Below are 25,457 nucleotides of genomic sequence, written 5' to 3' on the forward strand. Positions count from 1 at the left end.
AAGCTTCAGTTGCAAATTGTTTGCTGAATGTCATGACTCTACCTCCAAAAAGTTTATAACTCTTACAATGTTTTTAAAAAATTACCATAGATAGTCGTTGATGTCAAAGGAAAGGTTCATTCGGTTTTAAGCAGGGAAAACTATCAGTACTGATTTCAATAACTGAAATGTATTTAATTGGATTTACAGCTTAAATAGATAATCACCTTTCTGTTTTATAAAAATTTGATCCTAAACATACTAACTCAAGCAATAGTGCACCTATCGTTAATATTGACAATTTTTCTTTTACTTAAGTCATTATTTTTTTTGAATGTTCTAGTTTGTGTTACCTTTTATATGATAAAATTTCTTTGACACTAAAAAGATTGGAGGATACTTGATGTTTTCATCTGAGCTTGAATTGCAAAAATGTTTTCATAAACAATTACTTGAACAAGCAACAAACAATGAAAAAATTGTTGATGAATTTAATGCCCGTTTTGGAAATGTTGATATTGTTAAAGTTACAAATAACAGCAGATTACTCCTTTCTAAAGAACAAGCAAATTTATTATCTGAATTTAGATACGCTCGAATTGTTTCACTTTTACATAAAAAAGCAGTTAGAACGTTAGAGTTTATTAAAAACGCCAGCGGCTATGATATTAACAGTGTTAAGTACACTCTAAAAAGACTAATAAATGCTGAAATTATTGTTGAAGTTTCTTCAGGAAGATATCTAATTAATGATAATTTTTCATTTCCGTTTATTGAATTCACCTCCTACGAAGCGAAACTTTCTGATTGGAAAAAAGCGATTACTCAAGCAAATAACAACAAAAGGTTCTCTGCTTATTCGTATGTTGTTTTTCCTGATGAAATGGCCCAGAAACTATTTTTGAAAAAGAATGATTATTTTAAATATAATAATATCGGTTTAATAGGTGTTTCTGAGAAAAATTTCAAAATATATTTGGATATAAAAAAGAAAGTTTCTCCTTTGAAAAGAAATGCCACACTCATCTCCAGCATTGCAAAATTTGTACTACTTGAAACTGACGACAAAGAAAAGAAGCTAACTATAGAAAGTTAGCTTCTTTTACATTTCTAATGGCTTTTGAATATTGTTTTATATGATCCCCGTTAATTGGATACGTATTGTGAGGCAGATTATTAAATTTCTCTATATTAATCTTGGCTGTTTCTAGTAATTCCAGAATCTTGTCAGTTTTTTCAACTACATCGGGATACGAATCAATCAATTTTATATATTTATGCATCTCTTCAAAATGTTGTAAATAACAATCATTACTATTAATTTCATCTATCTCTAGCCCAGACATTAACTCGTTATCAATGAAACAATCATTCAAAATGAGTGAATGACTAGGAGAACCAACATTATAAATAGCTTCTTGTAACGGAACTTCAGAAAAAACTTTTATCGATGTATATCTCTTTTTTTGAATTCCAAATGACTTCTCTGGCGGTAATCCTTTCTGGATTCTATTAAACTTCCTCAAAGAATAAAACCAACCTGTCCCCACAAAATCAGCTCCTACCGAAGAGTATAACAACCCCTCAACGCTAGTAAATCCAACAATCACCGTTAACCCCATTAACTTAAGATCATGAATAAATTGAAGAATATTTGTTAAGCTTTTGACATCAAACTTATGCCTTAATGGACTCATCTCATTTCGATCTACAGTGAAGTACACCCCCTTTACTGATCCTGATAAATCTCCCAAATCATCAAGAAAATCACCAATATAATCATAGTTAGAAAATGCTTTTTCTGAAATAACCATCGTTGCAAATAATGGTTTCGTTAACCCCTCACTCTCAATAAAAGAAACACTTTTCTGCCATATCTCAATTATTCTCTCAATAATACGATGTCCAAAATCCTCTACATAAAAAGTAGGTGTACAGATATAATCCAGAGCCACCAAGTGTTGAAAATCAAAATTATTGAATACTAAGTCATCAAGATTTTTTTGTTGCTTCAAAAAAGTTCGATCTAAAGGAGCTGTAGGAAACTGAACATAATCCTTTAATTTCTTTTTATCAGATTTATCAAACTGCTGATAATATTGCTTAAATTCCATCATATGGAGCAACCAATCAAATTTTTCGTTTTCTTGAATATATTGATTGATTTTTTTCGGTCTCAGGTCTCTGGGATCCCAAATGACTCCTTCACAGAATCCACTAGCTAAAATTTTTTCTAATTTGGGTCCAGCTGCTGGTCCCTGTTGTATCATTAACATCTGTCAATCCCTCCTTTATATTTTAGTAATTTGTTTTGCAACTCTTCTATTGAATTCGCTCTCCGGTATATTCGTTCGGAAGAAAGTCTATTGATAATATTACGAAAGAAATCGACAGACTCCTTAGAATCATCTTTTTCCTTCCATTTTTTGAAAACAAGGTTCATATCCTTTAGATTTGGACCATTTTGATTCCTAAACTCAGGTAAAAACATTTCTATTGCCAATAAGCCCAATGGATATAAGTCAGTTTTAAAAGTCCAATTATAATTTGATTGAATTCCCTGCTGCTCTGGAGCCCAATATCTAGGCGTTCCGACAACAAATCCTGTTCTAGTAATTGCTTCATCATTAGCAGATTTTGCTAGTCCTGGATCAATAAACTTTACTTCATCACCATGAACAATTACATTATTTGGCTTAATATCTCTATGGACATACGTAGTTGACCACATTTCATCAATTAGTCCCAACGCTCTATATAAAAAAGCAGCAATTTCTTCAATACTATTTTCTTCTCTATAATACTTTGAAGTATTTAATGTTTCTCCTTCTACTAATTCTTCAAAGTAATACTTATAAAAATGCTCCTCCATTGAATAATCTTCAATTTTTTCTGTAATTATCATCTTAGGAAAAATAGAGCACTCTTTAGAAGCATTTACTTCACGTTCAATATACAATGTATAAAGTTGATTCTCTTCATTTTTTTGTAATTCAAATTCATCTGGATCTATATGATGATCGAATTCTGCTTGATTAATCGAATCATACGGAGTCACATTATAAATCTTCAATATAAAAGATGACTCGTCCGTGTTAATTTTGAAAACTGCTTTTTGTCCACTTTTAGGAAATGACGATATCGACGCATTCCTAATCTCATGCCTATCCAAAATTTTTTCGATATCTGACCTAGTAACATCTCGTTTTTCCATCCTTATCCTCCCATTCAATAAGCAATAACCATAATGATCACACCTACAACTGCTCCCTCTACTAATAAATTACGCATTTCCGGTATAATTACTAAGATAACTTTCTCTATTTTGAATGCAGCATCGAACTAGATATATCCCTAATGCTTTTTTATTGTCCCTACAAAATGAAATCATTCAAACAAGATTAACCCGTTAAGAAAAATCCTAACGGGGTATAGAAATATTACTTTGTAAAAAACATATTATAAACACCAAATGCTGAACCACTATCGGCCAGTTCCAATTTTAGTGTTTTTACGTCTGTAATATCATATTCAAAATGTTGTGATGTTACATCCGCACGGACATTTTCTTGATGCTTATTCTCACCATTGAGACTTACTTTTAGCTTTCCATCTTCTAGCGACCCTTTTGATTCGTCTACTTTTCCTATATCGAATGTCACTTTAGTAAACTTTTTATTCGTGTTTAGTAAGGCTATATTATCTGTAAAAGAATAACCCTTGAAAACAAAACCATTCTTGATACTTTCTCCACCAACGTGATAGTCTTCTTCTGGATCTTTTAGTGATTCATAATTTTCGCCACCGTAAAGCATACTGTATTGATCAGACAGTAATTGCTTCGTCACTTTCTGATCAGATTCAGAGCCGATATACACAGTTTTTGAATCCTCATCAAAATTTGCATCCTTACCAACCAAGTTTTTAACGATATCTTCGTTGTAGTAGGTGGAACCATTTACACTTGCTACCGTGTTATTTCCATCCTTAATGGGCAATCCATCTGATACCAAAGCAACCTTATTTAATTCAGCAAAGTTTTTCTTGCTCAAATCTTTATTTTTTTCTGACAGCTTACTTTGCTCTTGCGTCTGGTCGGCAATCGTCTTTTTCAATTCGTCATTTTCTTTTTTTAATTCATTTACCTCTTCAATTTTATCTTCATATCCCGGAAAGTATACCGCCGTTCTATCGTCAGGCAGTATGTACGGTAATGCAGCTGGAAGAATAGCAACATAGGCCACAAGAAGCGGTAAAAATTCTTTTATAACATTTGATGCAGTTTTTTCTTTTTTGTTTGCATCCTTTATATTGAATTTCCAAAATAATACAACTGATACAACAATAATTACTAATGTAAGACCTAAAATAAAAACTAACCCTTTATTCAAATCAAACTCTCCTTACCATATTTTATAACACCCGTTTCTTATTTTATAATTTAACATTAATTAGTATATTTCTCAATAACACTTTCAACAAAAGGAAATCACAATCATATTTTTCAGATTGAACTATTGATAAAAGAACACTATATAAAATAAAACAATCAATCCTTAATGATCACGAACGGTCGAAAAATACCTGTTATCGGTTTCCTGAAAACTCTTAACGGTGTTGTCTGATAAAAATGCTTCAATTTTTAATCATACTCCTCAAGAAAACATCGCCACGATGCAATAAAACGCAAAAAAATAATTTTTCATCTTACAACTTACGTCTGATGTACTCAGAATTTCTTAATCGTACAATGAAAGAAAGACTATTAGGAGGTCCTATGAAAAAATTAAAAAGTGTAATGGGTTTATTCACACTATTGTTGGTCATTTTTTCTGTGACGATTTCTTCCATTTCGGCATCCGCGGAAACGGAACAAGAGGAAGTTTCCAGCATGATACAAGAGCATGTCGACAAGGCTAAAATACCAAGTGTATCTACGGGGATGATACGTGGTGATAACGTAACTTTTCTTTCAAAAGGAAGCCAGACGGCTGATCAAAATACGTTATACACTATTGGTTCCACTTCAAAAGCCTTCACAGCCTTAAGTATTTTATGGTTAGAAGATGAAGGCCTGCTTTCACTTGATGACTCAGTCGCGAAGTATCTGCCTTGGTTCAAAGTGAAGTATGACGGGAAAAACGTCCCTGATGAAGATATTTCAATCGCGAACCTAGTCTATCAAACCAGCGGATTCACAAATGATGAAAGTAAATTTCCAACAGCCAAAGCTGAAATGACGCTTGAGGAATACGGGCATACCTTCGCGGGAGCGGAATTAGTATCGTATCCTTCCGATCAATACGCTTATGCCAATGCGAACTATGTACTTTTAGGGTTGCTCATTGAAACGATTACCGGGAAAAGCTATGCGGAGTTTATAAAGGAAGTCATTTTCGACCCATTGGGATTACAAAATACTTCTGCTGACCCTGAAAAGGTAACGAAAAAAGATGCGATCATACAAGGAAGTCGTCTATCCTTTTTTATGACGCACCCTTACGAAGTAGCGATCAAGCCTGCATTGATTCCGACTGGCTACATTATTTCTAGTACAAAGGATATTAGTCGATGGCTGAAAATCCAATTAGGCACGATAGATGTAGAACCACAGATGAAACGCATCATCACTAAATCACACCAGCCCGATGACGCTCATCGAGTGGATGAAGAGACACGTTATGCCGCAGGTTGGTTCGTACTGGATGATGGGACGATTCAACATTCGGGCGGAACACCAAATTATTCTACAAACTTTATCATCAAACCGGATACAAATATTGGCGTCTGTGTTTTGACGAATATCAACGCGACAGTAAATACAAATATGATGGCTGAAAATATCGTTAATATTATGGATGGAGACCCTATTTCGTCTTATAAGCCAGATATCTGGGTAACGATGGACAAGATTTTTTCCATCATAACCTTCATCTGTGTTCCATTATTAATCGGCACACTAGTTATGATTTTCCGTATCAAAAAACGATCCCGCACGGGCACCCGAATCAAAGACGTTCGAAAGAAACGAATCGCCAAATTTATCGCTTTGCCAGTAGTTCTGCTGATATTAGCGATCGTTATGCTGATCGTTTTTCCAATAACATTTAACAGCAATTGGCTTGCATTAAGCACGTGGGCTCCTTACAGTATGTATACTGGTATTGGTGCATTCACCATATTATCTGGACTACTCATTGCCGCAGCATATATGGCAAGTATTTATCCAAAAAATCAATGAACGAAGCGAGTAGGAGATGAATGAGTTTTTCATCTCCTACTCACATCTAAATATTGTCTTATTTGGACATAATTAGAGATAATTTTATAGTTGGACAATGTCACCCAAGAAAACGGATAGATGAAACAATCTCATCTATTGAAATGAAAAACAATAAACATGCAAAAAAGAACAAGTACTATTAAAAAAAAGTATTACAAAACGTTAAACTACATTTTGACAGCCTATAACCGCAAACTTCAGTTGTATTTTTTTACTGAAAGTTATAACTATACCTCCAAAAATGTTTTAGAACTTGGATCGTTCAAAAGAGTTCCTCTAAAAATAAGTAACATACCTATTTTTCTCTGTAATATGCCGTATCAGGAATACCGCCATTTTCTTTGGGAGCAAACAATGATGTTCCGCCGTTGTTTCCCATAATAAATCGATCGTAATTTAAGTCCGTTCCATCTGTACTAAGCCCTTCAGATGGGCTAGTCCCTTTTAACGCAAGCATTATTTCCATTCCATTTGGAGCGGGTGCCGGTTCAAAAGCTAAAAAGATTACATTGCTTTGTTTTCGTGGATTACTCAACGAGAATTCGGTTCGTCCCCCAATCCCTTCACCAGACAAAGTAACCGCACCATTATTAAAAGTTACTTGATACCCATTGGAATTTTTCCAAGTTCCGTTTAATGAAGTATAATCACTATTCAATATATCAGCTTCCACTAGTCCAGCTTCATTGTCTTGTGCCTTTGAGGTATCGGCAGTAGAAATCGGTTCGCTTACTGATGTTGAATTAGTCACGGTGCTGCTTGCAGAAGTCTCCATCACTGTACTAGAACTTACTTGTTTACTTGAAGTATCTGCGGTTTTTGTCGAATCACTTGTGCATCCTGTCAAAACTATTCCCATAAATGATGCAATCAACAAAAATTTTAAATATTTCATTTCTTTCCTCCTCATTATTTATAAACGTTTATTTACTATTTATTATTTTACCATAATCTTTATTGCTAATTTGTTTAACCATCTTTTCGGAAAACTCCCCTGCTGACAGCCTACCCTCAAAAAAATAGTGCGTTATTTTAAATTTTATTTACTCCTATTACCTCTAATAAATTTATCAAAATTACTCACATTGATTCACGAAAAAAATTCTTTTTTATCTTCTTTTTTGAATAAAAGTCATGATTTTAGAAGAAAATCATCTATTACCAAATATTTAACTTCTTTTTTCTTTTACTGTTATTTATTGTCTTTTTATTTGCCTGTTGTTTTTACTTACTTTTTAAAAGTTATAATTCACTTTGTTTTCTCCATGAGTTATATTTTTAGTATAGAAATATAGTTTTATTAATTTATTGAGGAGGATTTTTATGGACAATTTTGAGTATCTAGATGACAAACTGTGGTCGCCCCTGTGGGAACATTATTTAGCGAAAGCCAGCCTTTTTGATTCATCCGCCATTCATGAGATTATTTGTATTATCTCCTTGCCTGAGAGATCCGGCGTTTTAGTCTTTACTGAAGATGAAGTTTTTTTCAGTGACACTAGTGCGTTAAAGATGTTGCATCGCTTTTCCTCTTTCCATTCCTTTTCTGACTATCATGTTTTATCCAGTTGTTTAAAAAAGCTTGGACATTTTGGCAAGTATAAAATGCCTTGGGTATGTCCCTTCTTTACGCTTTTCCCCTTAGAAGGCAAAGACCATACGATCTGGATCAATCCGCTTACCATTTCAAGAGTTTTTAAACATCATGGGCAACACTACGTACAAATGATCAATGATCTAATCCTGATTCTTCCTGTTCATCGACGACGCTTCGTTACCCATGCAGAGACCGCTTGTCTAGTCCTAGCAACCATTCGTCGCGGTGTTTTTCATTACGTGATTCATGGGGAATGTCCTCTAGATTACTTATTTTTCCCCAACACTCCTTTTGCGCGTACACTAAGTAAAAAAACTCGTCTAAAAAAATTCCGCACAACGATTGGCGAGATCAATCGCCTCTACCAGATCACTTATTCTCTTTATCATTGCAGTCCATTAATGGATGATACGCAAGAATTTGGCGATATCCAGTGGCTTTAATCTTAATTGTTGATATACAAAGAGCTGATCCTTCATTAACGAAGTGGTCAGCTCTCTTTGCTTTCTTATCAGTTTTATAAGCCTTTTATTATAATCAAAAATACCTTCTCTATCAAATTGCAAATTAACACTTCTACCCCCAAATTAACCGTTTTTGAACGGTAGAATGCGGGTTACAGCTTCCAAAACGGTCAATTTGAGGGTCATTGGGTCAATTTGCGATTCGCCTTTCTTTTTGAAATCCTTTATCTTTTAGTCACCGGCCGGAACAAATGAAAACATGGAGGAATCAAAATGATCCAAAAACTAGCAACGAAATTACAGGTTCACCTATCTTTACCAGGTGTGGAAAAATTGAAAAAGATTACTTTCTCAAATGTTGTGGATAACCCTGACGAAGCAGAAATCATCAAATTAGGCGAGATCATGGCAGAACTAGACCAAGACGGCACGTTACTAGATGGCGTCATCATCACCAGCCAATCGCGTGTGACTAAAAATTAGGAGGAAACGATAAATGAAAAAACTTGTATCAGTTTATAAGACGAGCGGTGGTCGCTCTCAGACATGGAGCTATCAAAATCCAGGTGAAGGAAAAGCTCCAGAAGATATCCAAGCCATTTTAGAAAAAATGACGCTGCTAAACTTATTCGAAAAGGATGGCGAAAAGCTCTATAACCAAGTCGTCGGCGCTAAATATATCGAAACAGTAGAAACAGTTATTTTCTAAGCAGACACCTTGAGGAAGTGCGGCGCAGCTGCCGCCTTCCTCTACTAAAAAGAAAGGATGAGATCCGATGAATGAGCAACCCTTGAATTACCGACAATTGTTCCAACTAAAACCAAAAACTTTGGAGAAACGAATCTCTGAGTATTATTACAGAACACAAAATAGTTCCTTAACGATCAAATACATTCTTACATTGCGTGTGCGTTACCAGCTTGGAGCAACGGAGTTTGCCAACATTCTGAAGGATCTCGTTCGTGAGATTTTTATGCATACGAAAGCTACTCGCACTATGAAGCGATTTTTCTACTATTTTAAGGATTACTTCATGGCACCTGAATGGCGAGCACTAAAAATGAAAACCTTCCCTGTCCGTAACTTTGGCGAAACCGCCTTGTCTATCGTCCGTTCCTTACTCTCAAAAGTCCGTCCCGCTGAAACGAATGAACCTTGAGAAAAAGTCCCTTGCGTAAAATAAAAAGAGAAAGGAAACGAGCACATGACACATGATTTAGTCGCGACATTTACGAACAGTCTAGGAAGCGAACACGATTGGACTTATAAAGATGTGGATAACAGTCTGCCTGCACAAACGATCAAAGAAGCTTGCGAATTACTGACGACCTTAGATATTTTTGAACAAAACGGCGTAAAACTATTTGATTCTGTTGTAACAGCAAAGATCGTGACCACTACAGAAACGATCATTTTTGATAAAGAGAACGAACTGTCCACAGAAGAATGCACACAGACATCCACAGCTTCGCATGAAAAAACTAGCTTTCCCACAACTTATCCAACTAAAAGTGTGGATAATGTGGATAAAACTGAGGAAAACTATTCACAGGTGCCTGTTTCTGTGGATAAATCAACTGTTCAATTGACACATCCGATGACAGCGAGAAACAACCCTCTTTCATTAATAAAAAATGTACCGCAAATCGGAAAACAACCAATTACATCATTTAACGATCCGTCTGCAGATGCACCTGTTGAGCAGTCACTAGAGCCTAATGATCAGCCAAAAGTACGAACAAAACTGATCGATCGGTTCCTCAGAAAAAGAAAGCGAAAGAAAAAAGAGCCCGTCGGACGACCACCGGACGATATCTCCCGCAGCTAAATTCTGTCTTTCTCAAGTAGCTTACGCATAGGAACACCCCACTCATGTCGTCGACCTCCACTAGGAAAGGAGGTGAGGCCTCTTGAGTGAGCTGATAAGATATGTCCTTGCGCCACTCTTTGTTGGATTGATCATTGCCCTTGTCAATCATTGGCTGAGCGGGCGTGATCCGTGACGACTGAATGGAAAATCAACGCCTGTGGATGAAACTCCGCAGGTGTTGATTAGGATTCACAAATTCATACATCATCGCTTGTTCTTCTCCGTCGCTTCTTTTAGAATGGAAGTATAAAATAAAGGAGGTTCTTGTTTGACTAACTTGTGTTTATTATCGGTGATTTGCTCTTAATTCAATGAAAACAATCATTCAAATAAGGAGAGCAAAACAATGAACATTACGATTCGAGAAACAACGAAGAAAGACAACGAAACGATCTATCAAGTAGAACAGCGAGCTTTTGGTGAAGTAGACGAGGCAGAGTTAACGAAGAAGCTGATGGCAGATCCGACTGCCGAACCGCTCCTGTCTCTTTTGGCATTTGCTGAGGATGAAGCGGTTGGTCATATTCTTTTTACGAAGGCAACAATCCCTACACAAGACTCGCTTTCTATCATGATTATTGGCCCACTAGCCGTTGTATCGGAATATCAGAAGCAAGGAATCGGTGGACAGCTGATCAAAGAAGGGCTGCGTCTTTTGAAAGAAAAGCACGTTGACCTAGTCTTTGTCTTAGGTCATATCGACTATTATCCGCGACATGGATTCAAGCCGGCTTTGCCGCTTCATTTTCAGCCGCCTTATCCTGTTGAAAAAGGAAAAGAAGAGGCTTGGATGGTTCAGTCGTTGCGTGATGACTTCCCATTCGAGGATTACTCTGGTACGGTTCAATGCTCCGATGAATTTATGCGGCCAGAATATTGGCGAGAATAGGTTCAAACCCCTTATATCCACGCGATATAAGGGGTTTTCTTTGCAGATTTATGCGAATTTGAGTATAACTAAAAGAAATAAACCCTCGTAACAGACGAGAAAGGGAGCCAAAAAATGTATTCATTAGTACCTGAAAATATGTATGAGATCGAACAAAAACTGAACTATCTGAAAGAAAAGGGCAACGACATCACTGAAGAAGAAGTGATTCGACAGGCTGTATTAGACAATAGCCAGCAAATTCTTGATGGCGACTTGGAAGGTCCTTACTGGAAAGTAAAATGGCAGCCAGCAGACAAGACCCTCGCTATTTTTGACATTATGAACAAGGAAGTCGGCACTGTCGAAAGCACTTCAGGCTCCTTTGTGGAAGACTTCCGCAATAGCGCACCAAATGTCATTCGTCAGCTTGCTGAAGAAATACAAAAGATCGTGAATGAGAATTAATTCAAAAAAATCCCTGTCCTGGATGATTCCTGACAGGGATTTTTGAATCTAAAAAGCCGATTATTGATTATTTTTCTATTAAGCGCCCTCTACTAAGTCACGTTTCTTATACCCAAGATAACCGATCAGCAGGAAGCAGATGCTGATGGCTGTAATCACTGCAAATACGGTTCCGTCAAACTCCTCCATCGGCATTCTAGGAATCCAGCTTTGAATCGCGGTTTTCGAAAACCATTCTGGTAGATCAAGGATTCCTCCGAAGTAGTTCAATGCGAAGGAATAGCCAAGATACGCATAAATTACTTTCCCTAGCTTAGGCAGCCAACCTAAAGCCAATGCGGCTAATCCGATATAAAACAAGACCGCTGGCATAAAATTGTAGCCTGCTGCTAAAAAGTCTACTAAATCCATCGTCGATTTTTGTTCCATTGCGGCAATTGCTGTGCCCCCTAAACCAGCAGATGCTAGCCCGACACCCAGTAATCCTGCTAAAATCGCTAAACAGATAGTGGTCCAGTAAAGCTTTCCGCGAGTCACTTTGGTTGCGTATAATTGACTGAGATGCAGTCTGGTTTCTTCTGCAAACAGTTTATTAACAATGACAATCGGTAAAATCGTTACAAGACCCATCATCACCATCATGATCGTTCCGGTAAAGGATTCCTCGATAGAGACACCTGACTGAGTGAACATTTGCTTCATCAGCTCATTGCTTCCTAAGAATACCTGCATATCACCGTAAATCGAACCATAGGCAGCTCCCATAACAACAAAAGCAACCAGCCAGCCAATCATTACCCCCTTATTGATTTTGAAAATCAAGCCTGGCACTGAAAGCAATGATTTTTTGGCGTTTGCCCGTCCTTCTCGCTCTGGCAGATAGCCTGCCCCCATATCTCGGTGTCCTTCCAAAATGAAAGAAAGTACCGTCAAAACAACACTGAAAATCAACGCCGCCAGTACAGGCATCCAATTATTTTCCGTAAAAGGATACGTCAGATAGGTCCACCCCATTGGATTAAACATAGACAAATCCGCATCAGACACATCTGTTCCAGCGCGTACAATATACAGTAGCCCAATAACACTTAGTGTCGATCCTGTGGCCCCGGTCGAAGTAACCATGATCTGAGACAGTACCAGCGCCAATACTCCGCCAATTATTCCTGCCATTGCAATGGATACCCCGAACAGGAGAGCCCCGTCCGTATCAATCGTTTTTACACCGAAGCTAGCCATCACTCCGCTAATAAAAGCACCTAGTAACAGATTGATCAGAATCGTTTCAGTAATTACCGCCAAAGAGTTCGCTTGACGCCCCACACGAAAAGAACGAACCAGTTCGGTCAATCCTAATTCTTCCTCTTTCCGTGTATGACTGACTACATGCAGCGCAGAAACGATCATTGCGAACAATCCACAAAACAGCAACATTTCCTGTGCATACATCGCGCCTAGTGTATAGTCTGCCCCCGATTTAATGGGGGTCGGTCCCACCATTGAGATCATCGCCGGATTCTTCATCGTCTCAAACATCGCTAGAAGCCCTTGACCCTTACCGATTTCCTCAAAGGCTGGAACGAAAGCTCCTGAAAACAAGCCTAATCCTAAAATCCAAACAATTATTTTTTTCCAATCACGTTTTACGTATTGAATAAACAGTACGCTCCAGCGAGCAAATTTTTCATTCATCCTATTTTCCTCCGTTCCGACAATCAGCCTTCGTAGTGACGCAAGAATAAGTCTTCCAGCGTTGGCGGTACAGATTCGATTTTTTTGATTCGCAATTTGGTCGCTTCGATCAATATCTCATTCATTGCTTCGTTGTCAGCGGAAAAAGTCGCTTTTCCATCTTTTTCCACAAAGTCATGAACACCTTGAACCTTGGCGATTTCTGAGACATCTCCTTCAGTCACAAGCGTGATCGTCGAGCGGGTCAAATGCCGCAGCTCATCTAATGTTCCTGTCTCGACTACCTCTCCACGACGGATGATCGCAACCTTATCAGCTAAGCGTTCTACCTCGCTTAAAATATGGGAAGACAATAGAATGGCTTTTCCTTCATGCTTAATTTTTTCGATTTCTTCCTGAAAAACGGCTTCCATTAGAGGATCTAATCCTGAAGTTGGTTCATCCAAGATATAAAGATCCGATTCTACGGAAAGGGCCGCAATCAAGCCGACCTTCTGCCGATTTCCTTTAGAATAGCCCTTTGCTTTCTTTTTCGGATCAAGCTCAAAGCGTTTGATTAAGTAATCGCGTTTCGTTTTGCTTCCTCCGCCATGAAGTTTAATGAATAAATCAATGATCTCACCGCCAGTAAGACTTCCCCACAGAGCGACATCTCCAGGTACATAGGAAATGCGTTTGTGAATCTCCAAGCTGTCCTTCCAAACATCTTTTCCAAAAATTCGGACATCCCCCTGATCTCGGTTGATAATGCCCAGCAGTGTGCGAATAGTCGTTGATTTCCCTGAACCATTTGGTCCGATAAATCCGACGACTTCACCGGCGTTCACTGTGAATGACACGTCTTTCAATGCCTGAAATTTACCAAACTTCTTCTGCAAGCCTTGTACTTTTACAATTTCTGTCATGGTACTTAACTCCTTCTTCTCTCGACATAATTTCATAACGTGCTTTCCAGTTCAAAACAAGACGCGATTTTATGAACTACACATATACAAAAAGTTCATATCAATCAATATTAAGTATCATTTCAAACCAAAGTTCATTTACAATTCCAATAATATCCTCTTTCTTTCCACCCGTCAATGAAAATATGTTTATGTTTAAAACTATCAATCCATTGTAAGTTCGTATTCTTTCCTATATAATATACATAAGCAAAATTATGAACTAAAACGATGAAAAAGTTCTTGTTTTTTAGAAAGCAGGTAAGTAAAATGAATGGATTTGAACGACGCACACAACAAAAAAAAGAGCAGGTCTTGCAGGCTGCCTTTGAGTTGATGAATACAGATGCAGGTATTGAAAACTTAACGATCGATGAAGTAGCAAAAAAGGCAAATGTAGGAAAAACATCCATTTTTAAATATTTTGGCAGTAAGGAAAATTTGATTCATGAGGTCTTTACACATTCAATGGAAGAGATGGGAACAAAAGCAAAACAAATCATGGCAGAAAATGCCCCCTTTGAGGAAACATTAATTGCCATGAGTCAAAATAAAATCGACTATCTTGAAAAAATCAATAAACAATTCTACCTAGATTTAATGAACTATTTTACTGAAAAAGGCGATAGTGGTTTTACTCGAATGATGGAGGAATATACCAAGCAAAGCTTTGGAATCATGTTGGATCTGTTCCATCGAGGACGAAAAGAAGGAAAAGTGGACTTAAAATATTCAGACGAGTTTTTGATGCTTTATTTCCAAGCTATTCTAGAAGGAATCTCTAATCCGCAAATTTACGAGAAAATCATGCCCTATACTGCTGAATGGACAGAAATGCTGGTAAAAGGGATCGCCCCAAGAAAATAAATAGCCTTTTTCAAGCTTCCCTAGTTAAAAAAGCTCACGAGTTTTATCTACATTTGATTTCACTGTCGAAGCGGAAAAAATCGGGGACGTCATTTTGCGGATCAAATTGGCTGACAAGAAGTGTTTTCTGTTTTAGATCACTCTCGTACCGTTTCCACATTGTAGATTTTTTTAGTCCCTCGATTCCATCATCCTTATATTTACAAATCTAATCTTTTATCGTCGTCCATGGAAGGAAATGCTTCTTAGTGATACTATTTACGCTATGACGTCCATCCATCACTTCTGAAATAACTTGATATTTTTCTTCTAGAGAATAAAGGCTTCTCTTAGACATACAAAAAACTCCCTATAAAGTAGATTTGGAATTTTTTTCCTTGTCTACTTTATAGGGAGCATATCAGTTTTCACGTCGTTTCTAGTGCTTTTTTGAGACTTGTGTCACAGTCTCTTTTCTTTGCAGATTTACGCGAATTTGAGTATAACTAAAGTATGCGCCGAAACACTGGGTATCTACAATTAAATACCTTCTCCGATTATACTGCCAATACAAGTTTAAATCGGAGGTAGTTCCTATATTAAAAATAAGCAAGGGGTCGTTGCCATTCAGCTCGAGGAACAACTACAAGGAAAACGCAAACCTAATGGACATCAAGAAAAACACGGGAAACAAACCTTTCGCAGAACGATTTATAAACGGAATAGGCTCTATCCACACCTGTCCAAAGAATTTGGACATCTTGAAGGCGACACCATTGTGGGAGTTAAACACAAGAGCTCTGGAGGTATTCTTGAGTTGCATAAATGACGAGGTATTATCTAGCTTAATTTGACAAATCAGATAATATATCACTCTCCAGATAATTATTAGGAACATTCACTATTTCACCCATAACATACACCTCTTATCTAGTTAAAGTTCCTAGATATTGAGTAACACAAAATTTTCTCGATACCTAAATAACTTACGATTCAAATTTATTTATGACTGTTACGATAATAAACAAATACACTTATGCTTGCAACTAACGCAGCTATTACAATCTGAATAACCGAAGATGTCCAATCTACCCAAGAATCTCTATCAAAAATTGTTAAAAATACGAAGAGTATTAAAAAATAGATACCCCAGAGCTTTCCAGAAGAAACTTTGTAGTAAGATTCAAATAACCACCCTAAAAAGCAAACAATCGGAATAGCAAAAGGAAAAGAACTAAGACTTTTATTAATATGAAAGTCGACTACTCCTAAACCTATAGCCCAGCAAACAAAAATTATTATGTGCGCAATTATTGGATGGTTAGTCTTCATTTTCCAAATGCGATCAAGCAAATAGTTCCTCTCCTTTGAAATTACTGTACTCTTTTAAGATTCTTTATGGATAGAAAATATCAGTATTTTTAGTATGTTCTATGTTGGTATGCATAAATCTGAGTATATTTACTGCTACGTACGCCTCTTTTATAAAGGGCTACGTATCCATTCCCATTAGAATCCAAATGTTTAGCCAAAACTGTTCCGCTACTTGAATATTTCGCTCCCATATATCCCACTAAATAATCAGCAGCTCCACGTGAAATTCTTAAAACTGCAGCAACTTTCCCAACAATGCCAGCAACAGAAAAATCAACCAATGTTGAAAAAGCCGCTCTAGAAACTGCGAATCCAGTGTATGACCATTTATCATAGTATATTCTAGGCATTGGTCTATTCCCTTGATCTTGATCAGTGGCAATAGTCAATTCTGATTCAGGAATTAACTCATAAACTTCTTTATTAATCGTCATAGTTCCGTCTTCATTAAGAGAACTTTTCTCAACTACAACACTACTTCCTGTATTAGTGGTCGTTTCTGTTTCTTGTGTCTCATTGTTAATTATTTTTGAGACAATCACTTCACCATTTTCTCCGAGAATTTCTGTTATAGTATTTCCATTCTCATCCTTGAAAGTATCTACATTTTTTGTCTTCTGTTGACTTTGAACTGAATCAAAAAGAGTCTCCTTTTGATCAGAAATAGTGGTAGATTGCTCTGAGACCTCACTTAATTCATTATTTGCCATTTCTTCTACTTCTGCTGCATAAACTGTTGTTACTACTGGAGCCATTGAAGCTATCAGTAGAGTTGAAGCTAAAACCGTTGTACTTAATACTTTAACCATTTTTTTCTTATTCATTTTTATAAATCCGCCTTCCTACGAAAGGCACCAATGAAGTTATGAAAACCCCAAAGCACCTTTCTCTCTTTTTTATATTTCGTGTTACACTTTCCTTGCAGGGCACTTGTATACTACAGAATCCGAGGAGGTGAGTGGCGGGGCTGTATAGCGGCAATCCTGCATTTTTATATGGTGTCGGTTATCCGTTAAGGGATCAATGAATGGCACAAACAAGTAGCCCGTATACTTATCTCTTCCGAAGTTGACTCGCTTTCGCCGGATAACCAGTCCCTACCAAACCTGTACTACTCCGATAAACTCATCATACAAACATTTATTAATAAGCAGAGCTTTTTATCCTAAAAGGCTGTAAAACTATCTTAAACGTCTTTCTTCAAAAAAATCATTTTATTTTGATAACCTGAACGTTGGGCGAAACCTCTGTGATATAATACACATGACAATTAACGCATTGAATGTATGCTTCGTAAGGAGAAAACTATGAGCCCTTTTCTTTTTAACTATTTTTTTTATTCACAGATTTTGATTGTCGCGTTGTGCTTTTTCATTTTGGAAAAAGTATACAAAGAAAAAATCAGAGCTATTTTATTGTTTTTACTATTACTAGTGATACCAATAAGTGTCAGTATCTCCTACTCAACCCTAGATTTATTGGTTCTATTTCTCCTCTTATTTGCCTTTGCTTATCTTGTTTCGACTAAGAAAAACCCGATGAGAATAATTTTATCAATCATGTGTTCTGCATTAATCGAGATAATGACTACTTTATTTTATATAGAAGTGGACAAATACTGTCTAAGTCTTAAAAATCAAATTATGGCGAACTTCTACTTATCGGGCACGATTTTATTTTCACTACTAATTTGTATAGTCCTATCAATTTTTTTGCGCAACAGATTATATCCTTATTTAGAACAAAAAGGAAAATTGAACAGTGCCGCATTTTTCCTAATGATGGTCGTCTTTGGTTTTCAAGCGATTGAAATGATTCAAAACTATGCTGACAATCAAAATTTATTTTTTATGTTTTTACTTTTCTATTTTATTTTGACTACTTTAATCGTTATGGTTATTCGAGAAATTTCTCGGAACGCTTTACTAAAATCTGAGGCAAAAAACGCTATGATTATCGCAGAATTGCAAAAACAATATGTGGATGAAGTCAAGAAGCAATATCAAGAAACGAGAAAATTTCGCCATGACTACACGAACCTTCTATCAACCATCAACTACTTTCTCGAAAACGATAAGATTACTGAATTAAAGGATTTTTTTGCGAAGGATATAATGAAAAGCAATGAGGAACTAAAAGAAAACAACCTTATCCTTGATTCGCTACAAAATATTGAGTCTTTGGGAATTAGAAGTATTTTTTATACGAAACTATTATTAGCCCAAGAAAGAAACATCGATGTACACATTGAAATCAAAGAGTTTTTGCCTGAAATAGATAGTATGAGTATTCTTTCATTAGTTAGACTTTTTGGAATTTTTCTTGATAATGCGATTGAGGAGCTAGAGACCATCCAAACAGGAATGCTGGCGATCGTGGCATTTAAAGAGAACGAGGATTTAGTTTTCATTATTCAAAACACCACTAGAGAAAATGTGGCGCCACTTCAAGAATTAAAGCAATTTGGTGTTTCAACACGTGGCGAAAAAAGGGGACTGGGACTATCAAATGTCGAAGAGATTCTTTCAAAAGAGCTAAATATTCTTCTGGAAACAAAAATTGAAGAGAAGCTATTTATTCAAAGAGTGACCATTTTAAGTGAGGTGGAGTAAGGTGTTGCCGATATTCATTTGTGAAGATAATGACACCCAGAGAAAAGCAATCGAAGAATATATTCAGAATTACATAATGATTGAAGAACTAGATATGGAAATCAAATTGAGTACTAGCAATCCTTATGACCTTCTCTCCTACTTAGAAAAAAATTCTATTGCCAATGGTATTTATTTTTTAGATGTAGATTTGCAATGCGAGATTGACGGAATAAAGTTGGGTGGGCAAATTAGGAATACGGACATTGGCGGGAAAATAATTTTTATCACCACTCATAGCGAGATGATGTATTTTACATTCAAATATAAAGTGGAAGCAATGGACTACATTCTTAAAGACGACATGCAAGATTTACAGAAAAGAGTCATTGAGGCTTTGGAGCAAGCGAGAACACATTATCAAGAAGATAAAAATAAATCGGAGGAGCGACTAAAAATAAAAGTAGGTAGTAAAATCCGAGTGTTCCCCATGAAAGATGTGATGTTCATTGAGACTTCTCCCATACCGCATAAATTGGTTCTACATTTAGACCAAAGTACCGTGGAGTTTTATGGAAAAATCAACGATATTGATTCTATGTCTGACGCCTTGCTACGCACACACAAGTCTATTGTCCTGAATATCGAAAATGTTCGTGCACTAAATCGAAAAAAATACGAGGCAACAATGGTCAACAACGAAGTTTGTCCGATTGCCATAAGAAAATTTTCTATGTTGAACAAGCGTTTAAGATCGAAATAGCTACGTTTGTGATAACTTTTCTTCTTTTTTATTAAAACTCGTTATACTAAGGATAATAAGTGGAGAAAGGTGCGTATCGATGAAAAAAATCTTGTTTGGCTATTTAATATTGGCATTATTGTCTGTCGGAATAACAACACCCGCTTCAGCTTCTGAAATCACTAGTGAGAATACCGATAAAAGTATCATTGAGCCAAGAGGGATGTATTTAAGATTTTGGTTCAAAGGAATTCCTCCTACAAAACATAAAGGAATGACAAGGATAAGTTACTACAAATCTCAAGGTGGTTATATCGGCGTCTATTCAAGAAATTAACTTTTTCCTATTGCTAATTTCCTCAGTAAAAAGTGAACTAAAAAGATCTGAACCCTCGAAAAATCAAGGGAACAGGTCTTTTTTCGTATCCTTTGTTAATCTCGTGCTGCTCCGAGAACAATTCCTCGCTTTTTTACAAGGAACGTAGTAGAATCAATTCAACTTATTAAAAGTAAGTAAACTTACATTGCTTGAAGGAGGTTCTCTATTATGAAAAAAATCGGATTTTTAAGTTTTGGTCATTGGATGGATCAAGGGTCCCTAGTGAAAACGGCTCAAGATTCTTATTTACAATCGATTGATCTGGCTGTCGAAGCGGAAAAAATTGGGATCGATGGCGCCTATTATCGGGTGCATCACTTTGCCGATCAAATTGGCTCACCATTCCCATTACTTTCAGCGATTGGCGCTAAGACAAGCAAGATCGAAATCGGTACTGGCTTGATCGATATGCGTTACGAAAATCCTTATATGATGGCGGAAAATGCTGGATTAACAGATATTATTACCCAAGGAAGAGTGGAATTAGGCGTGGGCCGTGGCTCACCGGAACAAGTGCTGGATGGCTGGAAATATTTCGGCTACGATTATAGCGAAGAAGAAATCAAAGACATCACTCGTGAACGGACGTTGGAATTTTTGAAGCTGCTTGAAGGCGAACGTTTCGCTGAACAGAATCCACAACCAATGTTTCCTCAAGCACCAGGAAAATTGCGTTTAGAACCTTACTCAGAAGGCTTGCGCCAACGTATCTGGTGGGGGGCTGGTTCAACCCAAACTGCAATCTGGGCAGCACAACACGGAATGAACCTGCAATCTTCTACTTTAGTAAACTATGAAACGAATGAGCCTTTCCATGTTCAGCAGGCGAAACAATTGCGTGCATACAAGGAAGCGTGGAAAGAAGCCGGTCATGACTTTGAACCTCGGACATTAGTAACACGTTCGATTCAACCAATCACGACTGATCTTGACCGTCAATTATTCGGGCATCAAGGCGACGATGCGAACTATGATCAAGTTGGGTTCCTTGCTTACCATCAAAACCCAACGATCTTCGGGAAAACCTTTGCTGGTGAACCTGATAAGATCGCGAAAGAATTGGCAGAGGACGAAGCCATCAAAGAAGCGGATACGGTGCTTGTCACGATCCCTAACACATTAGGCGTCGACTACAATATTCATTTATTGGATACTATCGTAAAAGATATCGCTCCTGAATTAGGCTGGAGATAATCGACATACATAGAGGATAGAAACAGCGCTGACTGCTTCTATCCTCTATTTTCGATTGCACTGGTTCCGATAAAAAAGTGATCTATTTCTCACTTTTCTATTGATTTTCTTTTTATATGTGATATATTTATCTCGTAAAGTGATAAATATGTATCATAGGAGGAGCTTTTAGATGACAAAGAAAAAGATTAAAAATTTAATCCTGTTGGGAATTGGATGTATGGTTGTTTTAGCATTGGCTGTGTTTCATTCAGTCGTATATAATGAGAGTCGTTTAGTGGAACCAACGGTCGTATCTGACTATGTTTTTCATATGAAGGATTTACCTATGTGGATCGCCTTGTTCCTAGTCACTTTTTATGTGTTGTATTTAGTCGCCGTCCTTTTCAAAGTCGTATGGCGCAATAAGACCGTGGAAAAGAATCGAACAAGAAACATTCACCCGATGCTGGGACTTTGCGGTTTTGCTGGTTTTCTAGGGTTTCTTGGTTTTTGGACGTATTGGCGGTTTGGCATTATCTATCCTTGCTTCGCGTTTGTTTTCTTTGGCTTTTTTGGCTTCTATTTCGAGGGGAAATTATCGGACACCTTGAAGGATGAGCTTTACGAGGAAAATGAGAAGCGAGCGGAATTGAAGGCTTACAAAATCGGCTTCATTTTGTTGTTCTTGACTATCTGGCTGATCGGTGGCGGAATGTTAGCCTGGAATCTTGAATGGTGTGCGATTTTTATGTTAAGCTCAATGTCGTTAATCTATGGTATTGTTTTATTTCTTAGTAAATATTTCTTATACCGATTTGAAACTGAGGCTGGTTAAATGAATGTAAAATTCGAATCACACTTAAAAAAATATCGGACGTTAAAAGGGCTGACGCAGGAGCAGCTGGCGGACTTGGTGGGTGTCCGCAGAGAAACAATCATGCGGTTGGAAAAAGCACAATACAACCCTTCCCTAAAGCTTGCGTTAGATATCGCTAAGGTCGTCGATACCCCCGTTACAGACCTCTTTATTTTCGACTAAAAAAGTGAAGTGCCCTAACGAACTTTATGGGCACTTCACTTTTTCTATTTTACAATCGAAACGAAGCCTGTGCTGACCGTCGTCGCAATCCTATAGGAGTCTGGGTTCTCCCCATCTTCAACGATAAATACCGCAAGAACCATGTCTGAATGTCCTGATTGGATAATATTCATGTAGTGTCCGCCATTGACATAGTCACCGGCTCTTCCGGCTTCTCGCTCACTATCAATGTATTGATTGAACATTCGTTGAGCAATCAATTGCGCCAAGAGTGTTGAATCACCATTCACCTCAGATTTTCCGACGGAGGTCTGGGAAATGTTTTCGCTCCAAAAACCCATTTTTTCTGATCCGACTTCGCGATCGACTACATAGGTTCCTTCGCTCGCCTGATTGGTCGGACGGGTATGGGAGAATTTGTACATGACTTCTACCGCACGCTCCGCAATTTCACGATACGCGGCCTCATCTTTTGTATTGCTGATTTTGGTCTCGCCATATCTTTCCTGCTCTTCCTGAACCAGCTTCTCAAAATACTTCGCGACTTCTTTAGAAAAAACTGCATTGACCAATTGATCTGCTTGATCAAGCGTGACTCTGGTATCCTCTGTCTCTACTTGCTCTCTGATTGATTTGATCACAGGATCATTTGCTGGTTTGATGGCTTCAATGATCGGGTCCTTCGTTGATACTTTCTTGTAGGTGATTGTTGTTGTATAAGTGGTAATGGTATCTCCGTTCGCCAAAGTCTCCACACTTTTGACAGGTTCAGATTCTCTTACCTTTTCGTACCCTGTCAGATCAGTTAATTCTATCCCCGCTTCATCCACATTTTTTATTACAAATTTATTCTCATTCTGAATTTTATGGTACGTTACAGTCGTCGTATAGGTCGTAATCGTATCCCCATTGACAAGTATTTTAATTGTTTTTACTGGTTCAGATTCGTGGATTTTGAAGTAGCCCTCTAAGCTGGTCAGAACATTCCCCGCTTCATCGATATTGATGGTTACTTCTTCGTCTGTATTGACTATTTTGTGATAGGTCACTGTGGTTGTGTACGTCGTGATCGTGTCGCCATTGGCAAGAGTCTCCACTGTTTTTATTGGGCCTGATTCGCTGATTTTGAAGTAACCTTCTAAGCTGGTTAGAACATTCCCTGCTTCATCAATATTGATGGTTACTTCTTTGTCTGTATTGACTATTTTGTGATAGGTCACTGTGGTTGTATACGTCGTTATCGTGTCGCCATTGGCAAGAGTCTCCACTGTTTTTACTGGGTCAGATTCAGAAACTTTCACATAGCCTTCCGTGTCTGTGAGTACGTTTCCTGTTTCATCGATCAGAACTGTTACAAATTTGTCCTCGTTAGTTGGAATATGAGGCAAATTGTTTTCAACTTCGTCTGCCGTCTCGCTTGCTTTGTCTGCATTTTGATTGGCCTCTGCCGCAGAATTATTTGCTTCTTTTCCATCTGCTTCAACGTTGTTTGCCGCTGTAGTGATACCTTCGATAATCTGATCCAATTCAGCGATGCGTTCGTTGAGCGTCTGGATCTTACTGGCTAGCTCAGTAATCTGTTGATCTAGAGTGGAAATACGCTTCGAATACTGTGCCAGTTCTGCTTGGATTTTCTTTGCCTCGTCACTGGTTGCCGCCGTCGATAGACTAGGCAAATTGGCTAATTCTTGTTGGGCTGCCACTAATATCGTTTGCGCTTGTCCAATAGCCGCTTCGATCGCTGCTTTTTCAGCAATTGCTGCATTTAGAGCGGTTGCGGCTGCATCATAGGCTGCCTGTGCTTCAGTCACTGCCTGCTGCGCGACCGCTAACTGTGAACCATAGGTGTCTAACTCTCCTTGTGCCGTTGAAAGTTGCTGCTGCAATTGCGCGAGTTGCGCCTGAATATTCGCATCTTCTCCAGCTTGGCTCTGTAAAACAGAGATTTGTCCGCTAACCTCTATCACTCGTTGCTGTGCGTTCCCATAATTTGTCGTTGCTTGACTGATGGTTCCTTGAGCGGTTGTTAAAGCAACCTGCGCGGCTTGTTGAGCGGTCGTTGCCGCAAGGACCTTTTGTTCTACACCCGTGAGTTGTGCTGCAAGTCCATCATAATTCGCCTGTGCTTCGGTCACTTTGGCCGTTGCTGCGGCTTGTTTTGCCTGCAATTCTGCATAGGATAGACTATTTTCTTTGTTTAACGCCTCTGTTAATTTCTGTTCTGCGGCTTGTTTTAATCGCTCCGCTTCCTGCCGTTCTTTTTCAGCGGCTGCCTTTTCTTTTTCAGCTTGTTCCTTCGCTGCTTCTACCGCTTGCTTCTCGTTTTCAGCTTGCTTTTTATCGATTGGTGCTTCTGTTTGCGTTGCTTGCTCGTTAACCCCCGTCGTTTGTACAGCTCTTTTAGCTGTGGTCGTTTTGTTTTCGGTCCCACTTACTTGAGCGGCTTGCTTATCTGTATCTGATGATTGATTTGCAAAAGGCTTAGAAGGATCGAGCTTATCTTCCTCACCGAGTTCCTTTTCTGAGATAACGCTTCCATTTTGATCTGTCACCGTAATCTTAGAGCCATCAAAGGTGATCGTCGTTCCAACAGGGACCGTATACTGACTGCCTTCTTCAAAGCCGTTCAACGCCATCAACGTTTGCCATTTTACATTCACTGCGAGACCGATATTATAAAAGGTATCTCCTTCCTCAAAGGTATACGAATTCTGTCCTGCTTTTAATTTGGTCCTAATGGTTTCAATCGAGTTGGCTTCCCAGACAGTCCCTCGTGCATTATCCGGACAAAAAAGCAATGTGCAGCCTAGCAATAAAACAAGTAGCGGCAGGCCTTTGGCAAATGTCTGTTTCCACACCCTGTACATCTTCGCGCGATACTTTTCCTCTACATGGTCACGTATACGATTTTTACTAGTTTTTTTCATCGCACTACCCCATTCTTTTTTGAGAATCTGAACACATTTATTATAACTTTCGTCACTTTTTCAATTCTACCTCTAGTAAAAAATAAATATTTCTAAAAAAACTTAAAAAATTCACTTTTTGAATTAATGCAAAAAAGCTTTTATTAGACATAATTATTTCTAGACAATAAGGCATAATAGTTACAGTATTGTTCTGACAGCGTTATACTTAGATATA

At 37.8% G+C, this 25,457-nt stretch carries 27 protein-coding genes and 1 pseudogene; 18 read left to right on the forward strand and 10 right to left on the reverse strand.

Annotated elements, in window-relative coordinates; translation table 11 throughout:
• Positions 1 to 382 precede the first annotated feature (382 nt).
• Entirely contained in the window at positions 383 to 1,075 is a 693-nt protein-coding gene (locus tag IGI50_RS14515) for a helix-turn-helix transcriptional regulator (RefSeq protein WP_010745191.1), read from the forward strand.
• Here IGI50_RS14515 and IGI50_RS14520 read toward each other — a convergent pair.
• From IGI50_RS14520 to IGI50_RS14530, 3 genes are all read right to left on the reverse strand, one after another.
• Positions 1,062 to 2,255, reverse strand: coding sequence for a hypothetical protein (locus IGI50_RS14520; protein WP_438777425.1), 1,194 nt, complete (start codon positions 2,253 to 2,255; stop codon positions 1,062 to 1,064). The genes IGI50_RS14515 and IGI50_RS14520 overlap by 14 nt on opposite strands.
• Positions 2,249 to 3,193 (reverse strand): protein kinase domain-containing protein, encoded by a 945-nt coding sequence (locus tag IGI50_RS14525; RefSeq protein WP_438777426.1) that lies wholly within the window; start codon positions 3,191 to 3,193, stop codon positions 2,249 to 2,251. Before IGI50_RS14525 ends, IGI50_RS14520 begins: the two co-directional genes overlap by 7 nt.
• A gap of 226 nt (positions 3,194 to 3,419) precedes the next feature.
• Positions 3,420 to 4,370, reverse strand: a complete 951-nt coding sequence (locus tag IGI50_RS14530; RefSeq protein ID WP_438777427.1) for a bZIP transcription factor — start codon at positions 4,368 to 4,370, stop codon at positions 3,420 to 3,422.
• A gap of 386 nt (positions 4,371 to 4,756) precedes the next feature.
• Between IGI50_RS14530 and IGI50_RS14535 the strand changes: the two genes are divergently transcribed.
• On the forward strand, positions 4,757 to 6,220 hold the full coding sequence (locus tag IGI50_RS14535; protein ID WP_438777428.1) for a serine hydrolase domain-containing protein: 1,464 nt from the start codon (positions 4,757 to 4,759) through the stop codon (positions 6,218 to 6,220).
• Positions 6,221 to 6,557: 337 nt separating this feature from the next.
• Here the strand turns inward: IGI50_RS14535 and IGI50_RS14540 are convergent, their stop codons facing one another.
• A complete protein-coding gene (locus IGI50_RS14540; protein WP_438777429.1) occupies positions 6,558 to 7,157 on the reverse strand; it encodes a DUF6287 domain-containing protein in 600 nt (199 codons plus the stop codon).
• Between the two features lie 428 nt (positions 7,158 to 7,585).
• Between IGI50_RS14540 and IGI50_RS14545 the strand changes: the two genes are divergently transcribed.
• From IGI50_RS14545 to IGI50_RS14580, 8 genes are all read left to right on the forward strand, one after another.
• Positions 7,586 to 8,302 carry a hypothetical protein gene (locus tag IGI50_RS14545; protein WP_438777430.1) on the forward strand — a complete coding sequence of 239 codons (717 nt, stop codon included), beginning with the start codon at positions 7,586 to 7,588 and terminating at the stop codon, positions 8,300 to 8,302.
• A 294-nt stretch (positions 8,303 to 8,596) separates the two neighbouring features.
• Positions 8,597 to 8,806, forward strand: coding sequence for a hypothetical protein (locus tag IGI50_RS14550; RefSeq protein ID WP_438777431.1), 210 nt, complete (start codon positions 8,597 to 8,599; stop codon positions 8,804 to 8,806).
• A gap of 13 nt (positions 8,807 to 8,819) precedes the next feature.
• Positions 8,820 to 9,032 carry a DUF2922 domain-containing protein gene (locus IGI50_RS14555; protein ID WP_010745183.1) on the forward strand — a complete coding sequence of 71 codons (213 nt, stop codon included), beginning with the start codon at positions 8,820 to 8,822 and terminating at the stop codon, positions 9,030 to 9,032.
• Between the two features lie 67 nt (positions 9,033 to 9,099).
• Positions 9,100 to 9,483, forward strand: coding sequence for a hypothetical protein (locus tag IGI50_RS14560; protein ID WP_438777432.1), 384 nt, complete (start codon positions 9,100 to 9,102; stop codon positions 9,481 to 9,483).
• 45 nt (positions 9,484 to 9,528) lie between these two features.
• Complete coding sequence (locus IGI50_RS14565; protein ID WP_438777433.1) at positions 9,529 to 10,152, forward strand: DUF2922 family protein; 624 nt, start codon at positions 9,529 to 9,531, stop codon at positions 10,150 to 10,152.
• Positions 10,153 to 10,234: 82 nt separating this feature from the next.
• Entirely contained in the window at positions 10,235 to 10,327 is a 93-nt protein-coding gene (locus tag IGI50_RS14570; protein ID WP_111945260.1) for a type I toxin-antitoxin system Fst family toxin, read from the forward strand.
• A 213-nt stretch (positions 10,328 to 10,540) separates the two neighbouring features.
• Entirely contained in the window at positions 10,541 to 11,083 is a 543-nt protein-coding gene (locus IGI50_RS14575) for a GNAT family N-acetyltransferase (protein ID WP_438777434.1), read from the forward strand.
• Between the two features lie 114 nt (positions 11,084 to 11,197).
• Positions 11,198 to 11,530 carry a hypothetical protein gene (locus IGI50_RS14580; RefSeq protein WP_222226065.1) on the forward strand — a complete coding sequence of 111 codons (333 nt, stop codon included), beginning with the start codon at positions 11,198 to 11,200 and terminating at the stop codon, positions 11,528 to 11,530.
• A gap of 78 nt (positions 11,531 to 11,608) precedes the next feature.
• On the opposite strand, the gene IGI50_RS14585 is transcribed toward IGI50_RS14580, so the two are convergent.
• Both IGI50_RS14585 and IGI50_RS14590 read right to left on the reverse strand, forming a co-directional pair.
• Complete coding sequence (locus tag IGI50_RS14585) at positions 11,609 to 13,222, reverse strand: ABC transporter permease (protein WP_438777435.1); 1,614 nt, start codon at positions 13,220 to 13,222, stop codon at positions 11,609 to 11,611.
• 23 nt (positions 13,223 to 13,245) lie between these two features.
• A complete protein-coding gene (locus IGI50_RS14590) occupies positions 13,246 to 14,127 on the reverse strand; it encodes an ABC transporter ATP-binding protein (protein WP_438777436.1) in 882 nt (293 codons plus the stop codon).
• Positions 14,128 to 14,436: 309 nt separating this feature from the next.
• Between IGI50_RS14590 and IGI50_RS14595 the strand changes: the two genes are divergently transcribed.
• Entirely contained in the window at positions 14,437 to 15,033 is a 597-nt protein-coding gene (locus IGI50_RS14595) for a TetR/AcrR family transcriptional regulator (RefSeq protein ID WP_311816749.1), read from the forward strand.
• A 208-nt stretch (positions 15,034 to 15,241) separates the two neighbouring features.
• Here IGI50_RS14595 and IGI50_RS14600 read toward each other — a convergent pair whose 3' ends face one another.
• Entirely contained in the window at positions 15,242 to 15,370 is a 129-nt protein-coding gene (locus tag IGI50_RS14600) for a hypothetical protein (RefSeq protein ID WP_438777437.1), read from the reverse strand.
• 285 nt (positions 15,371 to 15,655) lie between these two features.
• On the opposite strand from IGI50_RS14600, the pseudogene IGI50_RS14605 reads away from it, so the two are divergent.
• A pseudogene (locus IGI50_RS14605) lies at positions 15,656 to 15,814 on the forward strand (IS30 family transposase); the annotation flags it as partial.
• Positions 15,815 to 16,011: 197 nt separating this feature from the next.
• On the opposite strand, the gene IGI50_RS14610 reads toward IGI50_RS14605, so the two are convergent.
• Together IGI50_RS14610 and IGI50_RS14615 are read right to left on the reverse strand one after the other, a co-directional pair.
• Complete coding sequence (locus tag IGI50_RS14610) at positions 16,012 to 16,365, reverse strand: hypothetical protein (protein ID WP_438777438.1); 354 nt, start codon at positions 16,363 to 16,365, stop codon at positions 16,012 to 16,014.
• A 68-nt stretch (positions 16,366 to 16,433) separates the two neighbouring features.
• Positions 16,434 to 17,210 (reverse strand): hypothetical protein, encoded by a 777-nt coding sequence (locus tag IGI50_RS14615; protein WP_438777439.1) that lies wholly within the window; start codon positions 17,208 to 17,210, stop codon positions 16,434 to 16,436.
• 930 nt (positions 17,211 to 18,140) lie between these two features.
• On the opposite strand from IGI50_RS14615, the gene IGI50_RS14620 reads away from it, so the two are divergent.
• The 6 genes from IGI50_RS14620 to IGI50_RS14645 all read left to right on the forward strand — a co-directional run bounded on the left by IGI50_RS14620 (position 18,141) and on the right by IGI50_RS14645 (position 22,313).
• Positions 18,141 to 18,998, forward strand: coding sequence for a sensor histidine kinase (locus tag IGI50_RS14620; RefSeq protein WP_438777440.1), 858 nt, complete (start codon positions 18,141 to 18,143; stop codon positions 18,996 to 18,998).
• A gap of 1 nt (position 18,999) precedes the next feature.
• On the forward strand, positions 19,000 to 19,740 hold the full coding sequence (locus IGI50_RS14625; protein ID WP_438777441.1) for a LytR/AlgR family response regulator transcription factor: 741 nt from the start codon (positions 19,000 to 19,002) through the stop codon (positions 19,738 to 19,740).
• Between the two features lie 79 nt (positions 19,741 to 19,819).
• Positions 19,820 to 20,056 carry a hypothetical protein gene (locus IGI50_RS14630; protein ID WP_438777442.1) on the forward strand — a complete coding sequence of 79 codons (237 nt, stop codon included), beginning with the start codon at positions 19,820 to 19,822 and terminating at the stop codon, positions 20,054 to 20,056.
• A 210-nt stretch (positions 20,057 to 20,266) separates the two neighbouring features.
• Positions 20,267 to 21,292, forward strand: coding sequence for an LLM class flavin-dependent oxidoreductase (locus IGI50_RS14635; protein ID WP_438777443.1), 1,026 nt, complete (start codon positions 20,267 to 20,269; stop codon positions 21,290 to 21,292).
• Between the two features lie 172 nt (positions 21,293 to 21,464).
• The gene (locus IGI50_RS14640; RefSeq protein WP_438777444.1) at positions 21,465 to 22,109 is read left to right on the forward strand and encodes a DUF3796 domain-containing protein; all 645 of its coding nucleotides are present in this window, start codon (positions 21,465 to 21,467) and stop codon (positions 22,107 to 22,109) included.
• Entirely contained in the window at positions 22,110 to 22,313 is a 204-nt protein-coding gene (locus IGI50_RS14645; protein ID WP_438777445.1) for a helix-turn-helix transcriptional regulator, read from the forward strand.
• A gap of 44 nt (positions 22,314 to 22,357) precedes the next feature.
• On the opposite strand, the gene IGI50_RS14650 is transcribed toward IGI50_RS14645, so the two are convergent.
• Complete coding sequence (locus tag IGI50_RS14650; protein ID WP_438777446.1) at positions 22,358 to 25,240, reverse strand: LysM peptidoglycan-binding domain-containing protein; 2,883 nt, start codon at positions 25,238 to 25,240, stop codon at positions 22,358 to 22,360.
• Positions 25,241 to 25,457 lie beyond the last annotated feature (217 nt).

Source organism: Enterococcus sp. DIV0170, assembly GCF_051710765.1.
Taxonomy (GTDB): Bacteria; Bacillota; Bacilli; order Lactobacillales; family Enterococcaceae; genus Enterococcus_A; species Enterococcus_A raffinosus.

What these genes read in the sequence shown, in the direction of transcription:
- IGI50_RS14565 (WP_438777433.1), top strand. Translation starts at nt 9,529, where the DNA reads ATGACACATGATTTAGTCGCGACATTTACGAACAGTCTAGGAAGCGAA.
- IGI50_RS14515 (WP_010745191.1), top strand. Translation starts at nt 383, where the DNA reads ATGTTTTCATCTGAGCTTGAATTGCAAAAATGTTTTCATAAACAATTA.
- IGI50_RS14580 (WP_222226065.1), top strand. Translation starts at nt 11,198, where the DNA reads ATGTATTCATTAGTACCTGAAAATATGTATGAGATCGAACAAAAACTG.
- IGI50_RS14590 (WP_438777436.1), bottom strand. Translation starts at nt 14,127, where the DNA reads ATGACAGAAATTGTAAAAGTACAAGGCTTGCAGAAGAAGTTTGGTAAA.
- IGI50_RS14555 (WP_010745183.1), top strand. Translation starts at nt 8,820, where the DNA reads ATGAAAAAACTTGTATCAGTTTATAAGACGAGCGGTGGTCGCTCTCAG.
- IGI50_RS14525 (WP_438777426.1), bottom strand. Translation starts at nt 3,193, where the DNA reads ATGGAAAAACGAGATGTTACTAGGTCAGATATCGAAAAAATTTTGGAT.
- IGI50_RS14520 (WP_438777425.1), bottom strand. Translation starts at nt 2,255, where the DNA reads ATGTTAATGATACAACAGGGACCAGCAGCTGGACCCAAATTAGAAAAA.
- IGI50_RS14615 (WP_438777439.1), bottom strand. Translation starts at nt 17,210, where the DNA reads ATGAATAAGAAAAAAATGGTTAAAGTATTAAGTACAACGGTTTTAGCT.
- IGI50_RS14600 (WP_438777437.1), bottom strand. Translation starts at nt 15,370, where the DNA reads ATGTCTAAGAGAAGCCTTTATTCTCTAGAAGAAAAATATCAAGTTATT.
- IGI50_RS14545 (WP_438777430.1), top strand. Translation starts at nt 7,586, where the DNA reads ATGGACAATTTTGAGTATCTAGATGACAAACTGTGGTCGCCCCTGTGG.
- IGI50_RS14535 (WP_438777428.1), top strand. Translation starts at nt 4,757, where the DNA reads ATGAAAAAATTAAAAAGTGTAATGGGTTTATTCACACTATTGTTGGTC.
- IGI50_RS14650 (WP_438777446.1), bottom strand. Translation starts at nt 25,240, where the DNA reads ATGAAAAAAACTAGTAAAAATCGTATACGTGACCATGTAGAGGAAAAG.
- IGI50_RS14550 (WP_438777431.1), top strand. Translation starts at nt 8,597, where the DNA reads ATGATCCAAAAACTAGCAACGAAATTACAGGTTCACCTATCTTTACCA.
- IGI50_RS14640 (WP_438777444.1), top strand. Translation starts at nt 21,465, where the DNA reads ATGACAAAGAAAAAGATTAAAAATTTAATCCTGTTGGGAATTGGATGT.
- IGI50_RS14540 (WP_438777429.1), bottom strand. Translation starts at nt 7,157, where the DNA reads ATGAAATATTTAAAATTTTTGTTGATTGCATCATTTATGGGAATAGTT.
- IGI50_RS14595 (WP_311816749.1), top strand. Translation starts at nt 14,437, where the DNA reads ATGAATGGATTTGAACGACGCACACAACAAAAAAAAGAGCAGGTCTTG.
- IGI50_RS14585 (WP_438777435.1), bottom strand. Translation starts at nt 13,222, where the DNA reads ATGAATGAAAAATTTGCTCGCTGGAGCGTACTGTTTATTCAATACGTA.
- IGI50_RS14560 (WP_438777432.1), top strand. Translation starts at nt 9,100, where the DNA reads ATGAATGAGCAACCCTTGAATTACCGACAATTGTTCCAACTAAAACCA.
- IGI50_RS14635 (WP_438777443.1), top strand. Translation starts at nt 20,267, where the DNA reads ATGAAAAAAATCGGATTTTTAAGTTTTGGTCATTGGATGGATCAAGGG.
- IGI50_RS14645 (WP_438777445.1), top strand. Translation starts at nt 22,110, where the DNA reads ATGAATGTAAAATTCGAATCACACTTAAAAAAATATCGGACGTTAAAA.
- IGI50_RS14630 (WP_438777442.1), top strand. Translation starts at nt 19,820, where the DNA reads ATGAAAAAAATCTTGTTTGGCTATTTAATATTGGCATTATTGTCTGTC.
- IGI50_RS14575 (WP_438777434.1), top strand. Translation starts at nt 10,541, where the DNA reads ATGAACATTACGATTCGAGAAACAACGAAGAAAGACAACGAAACGATC.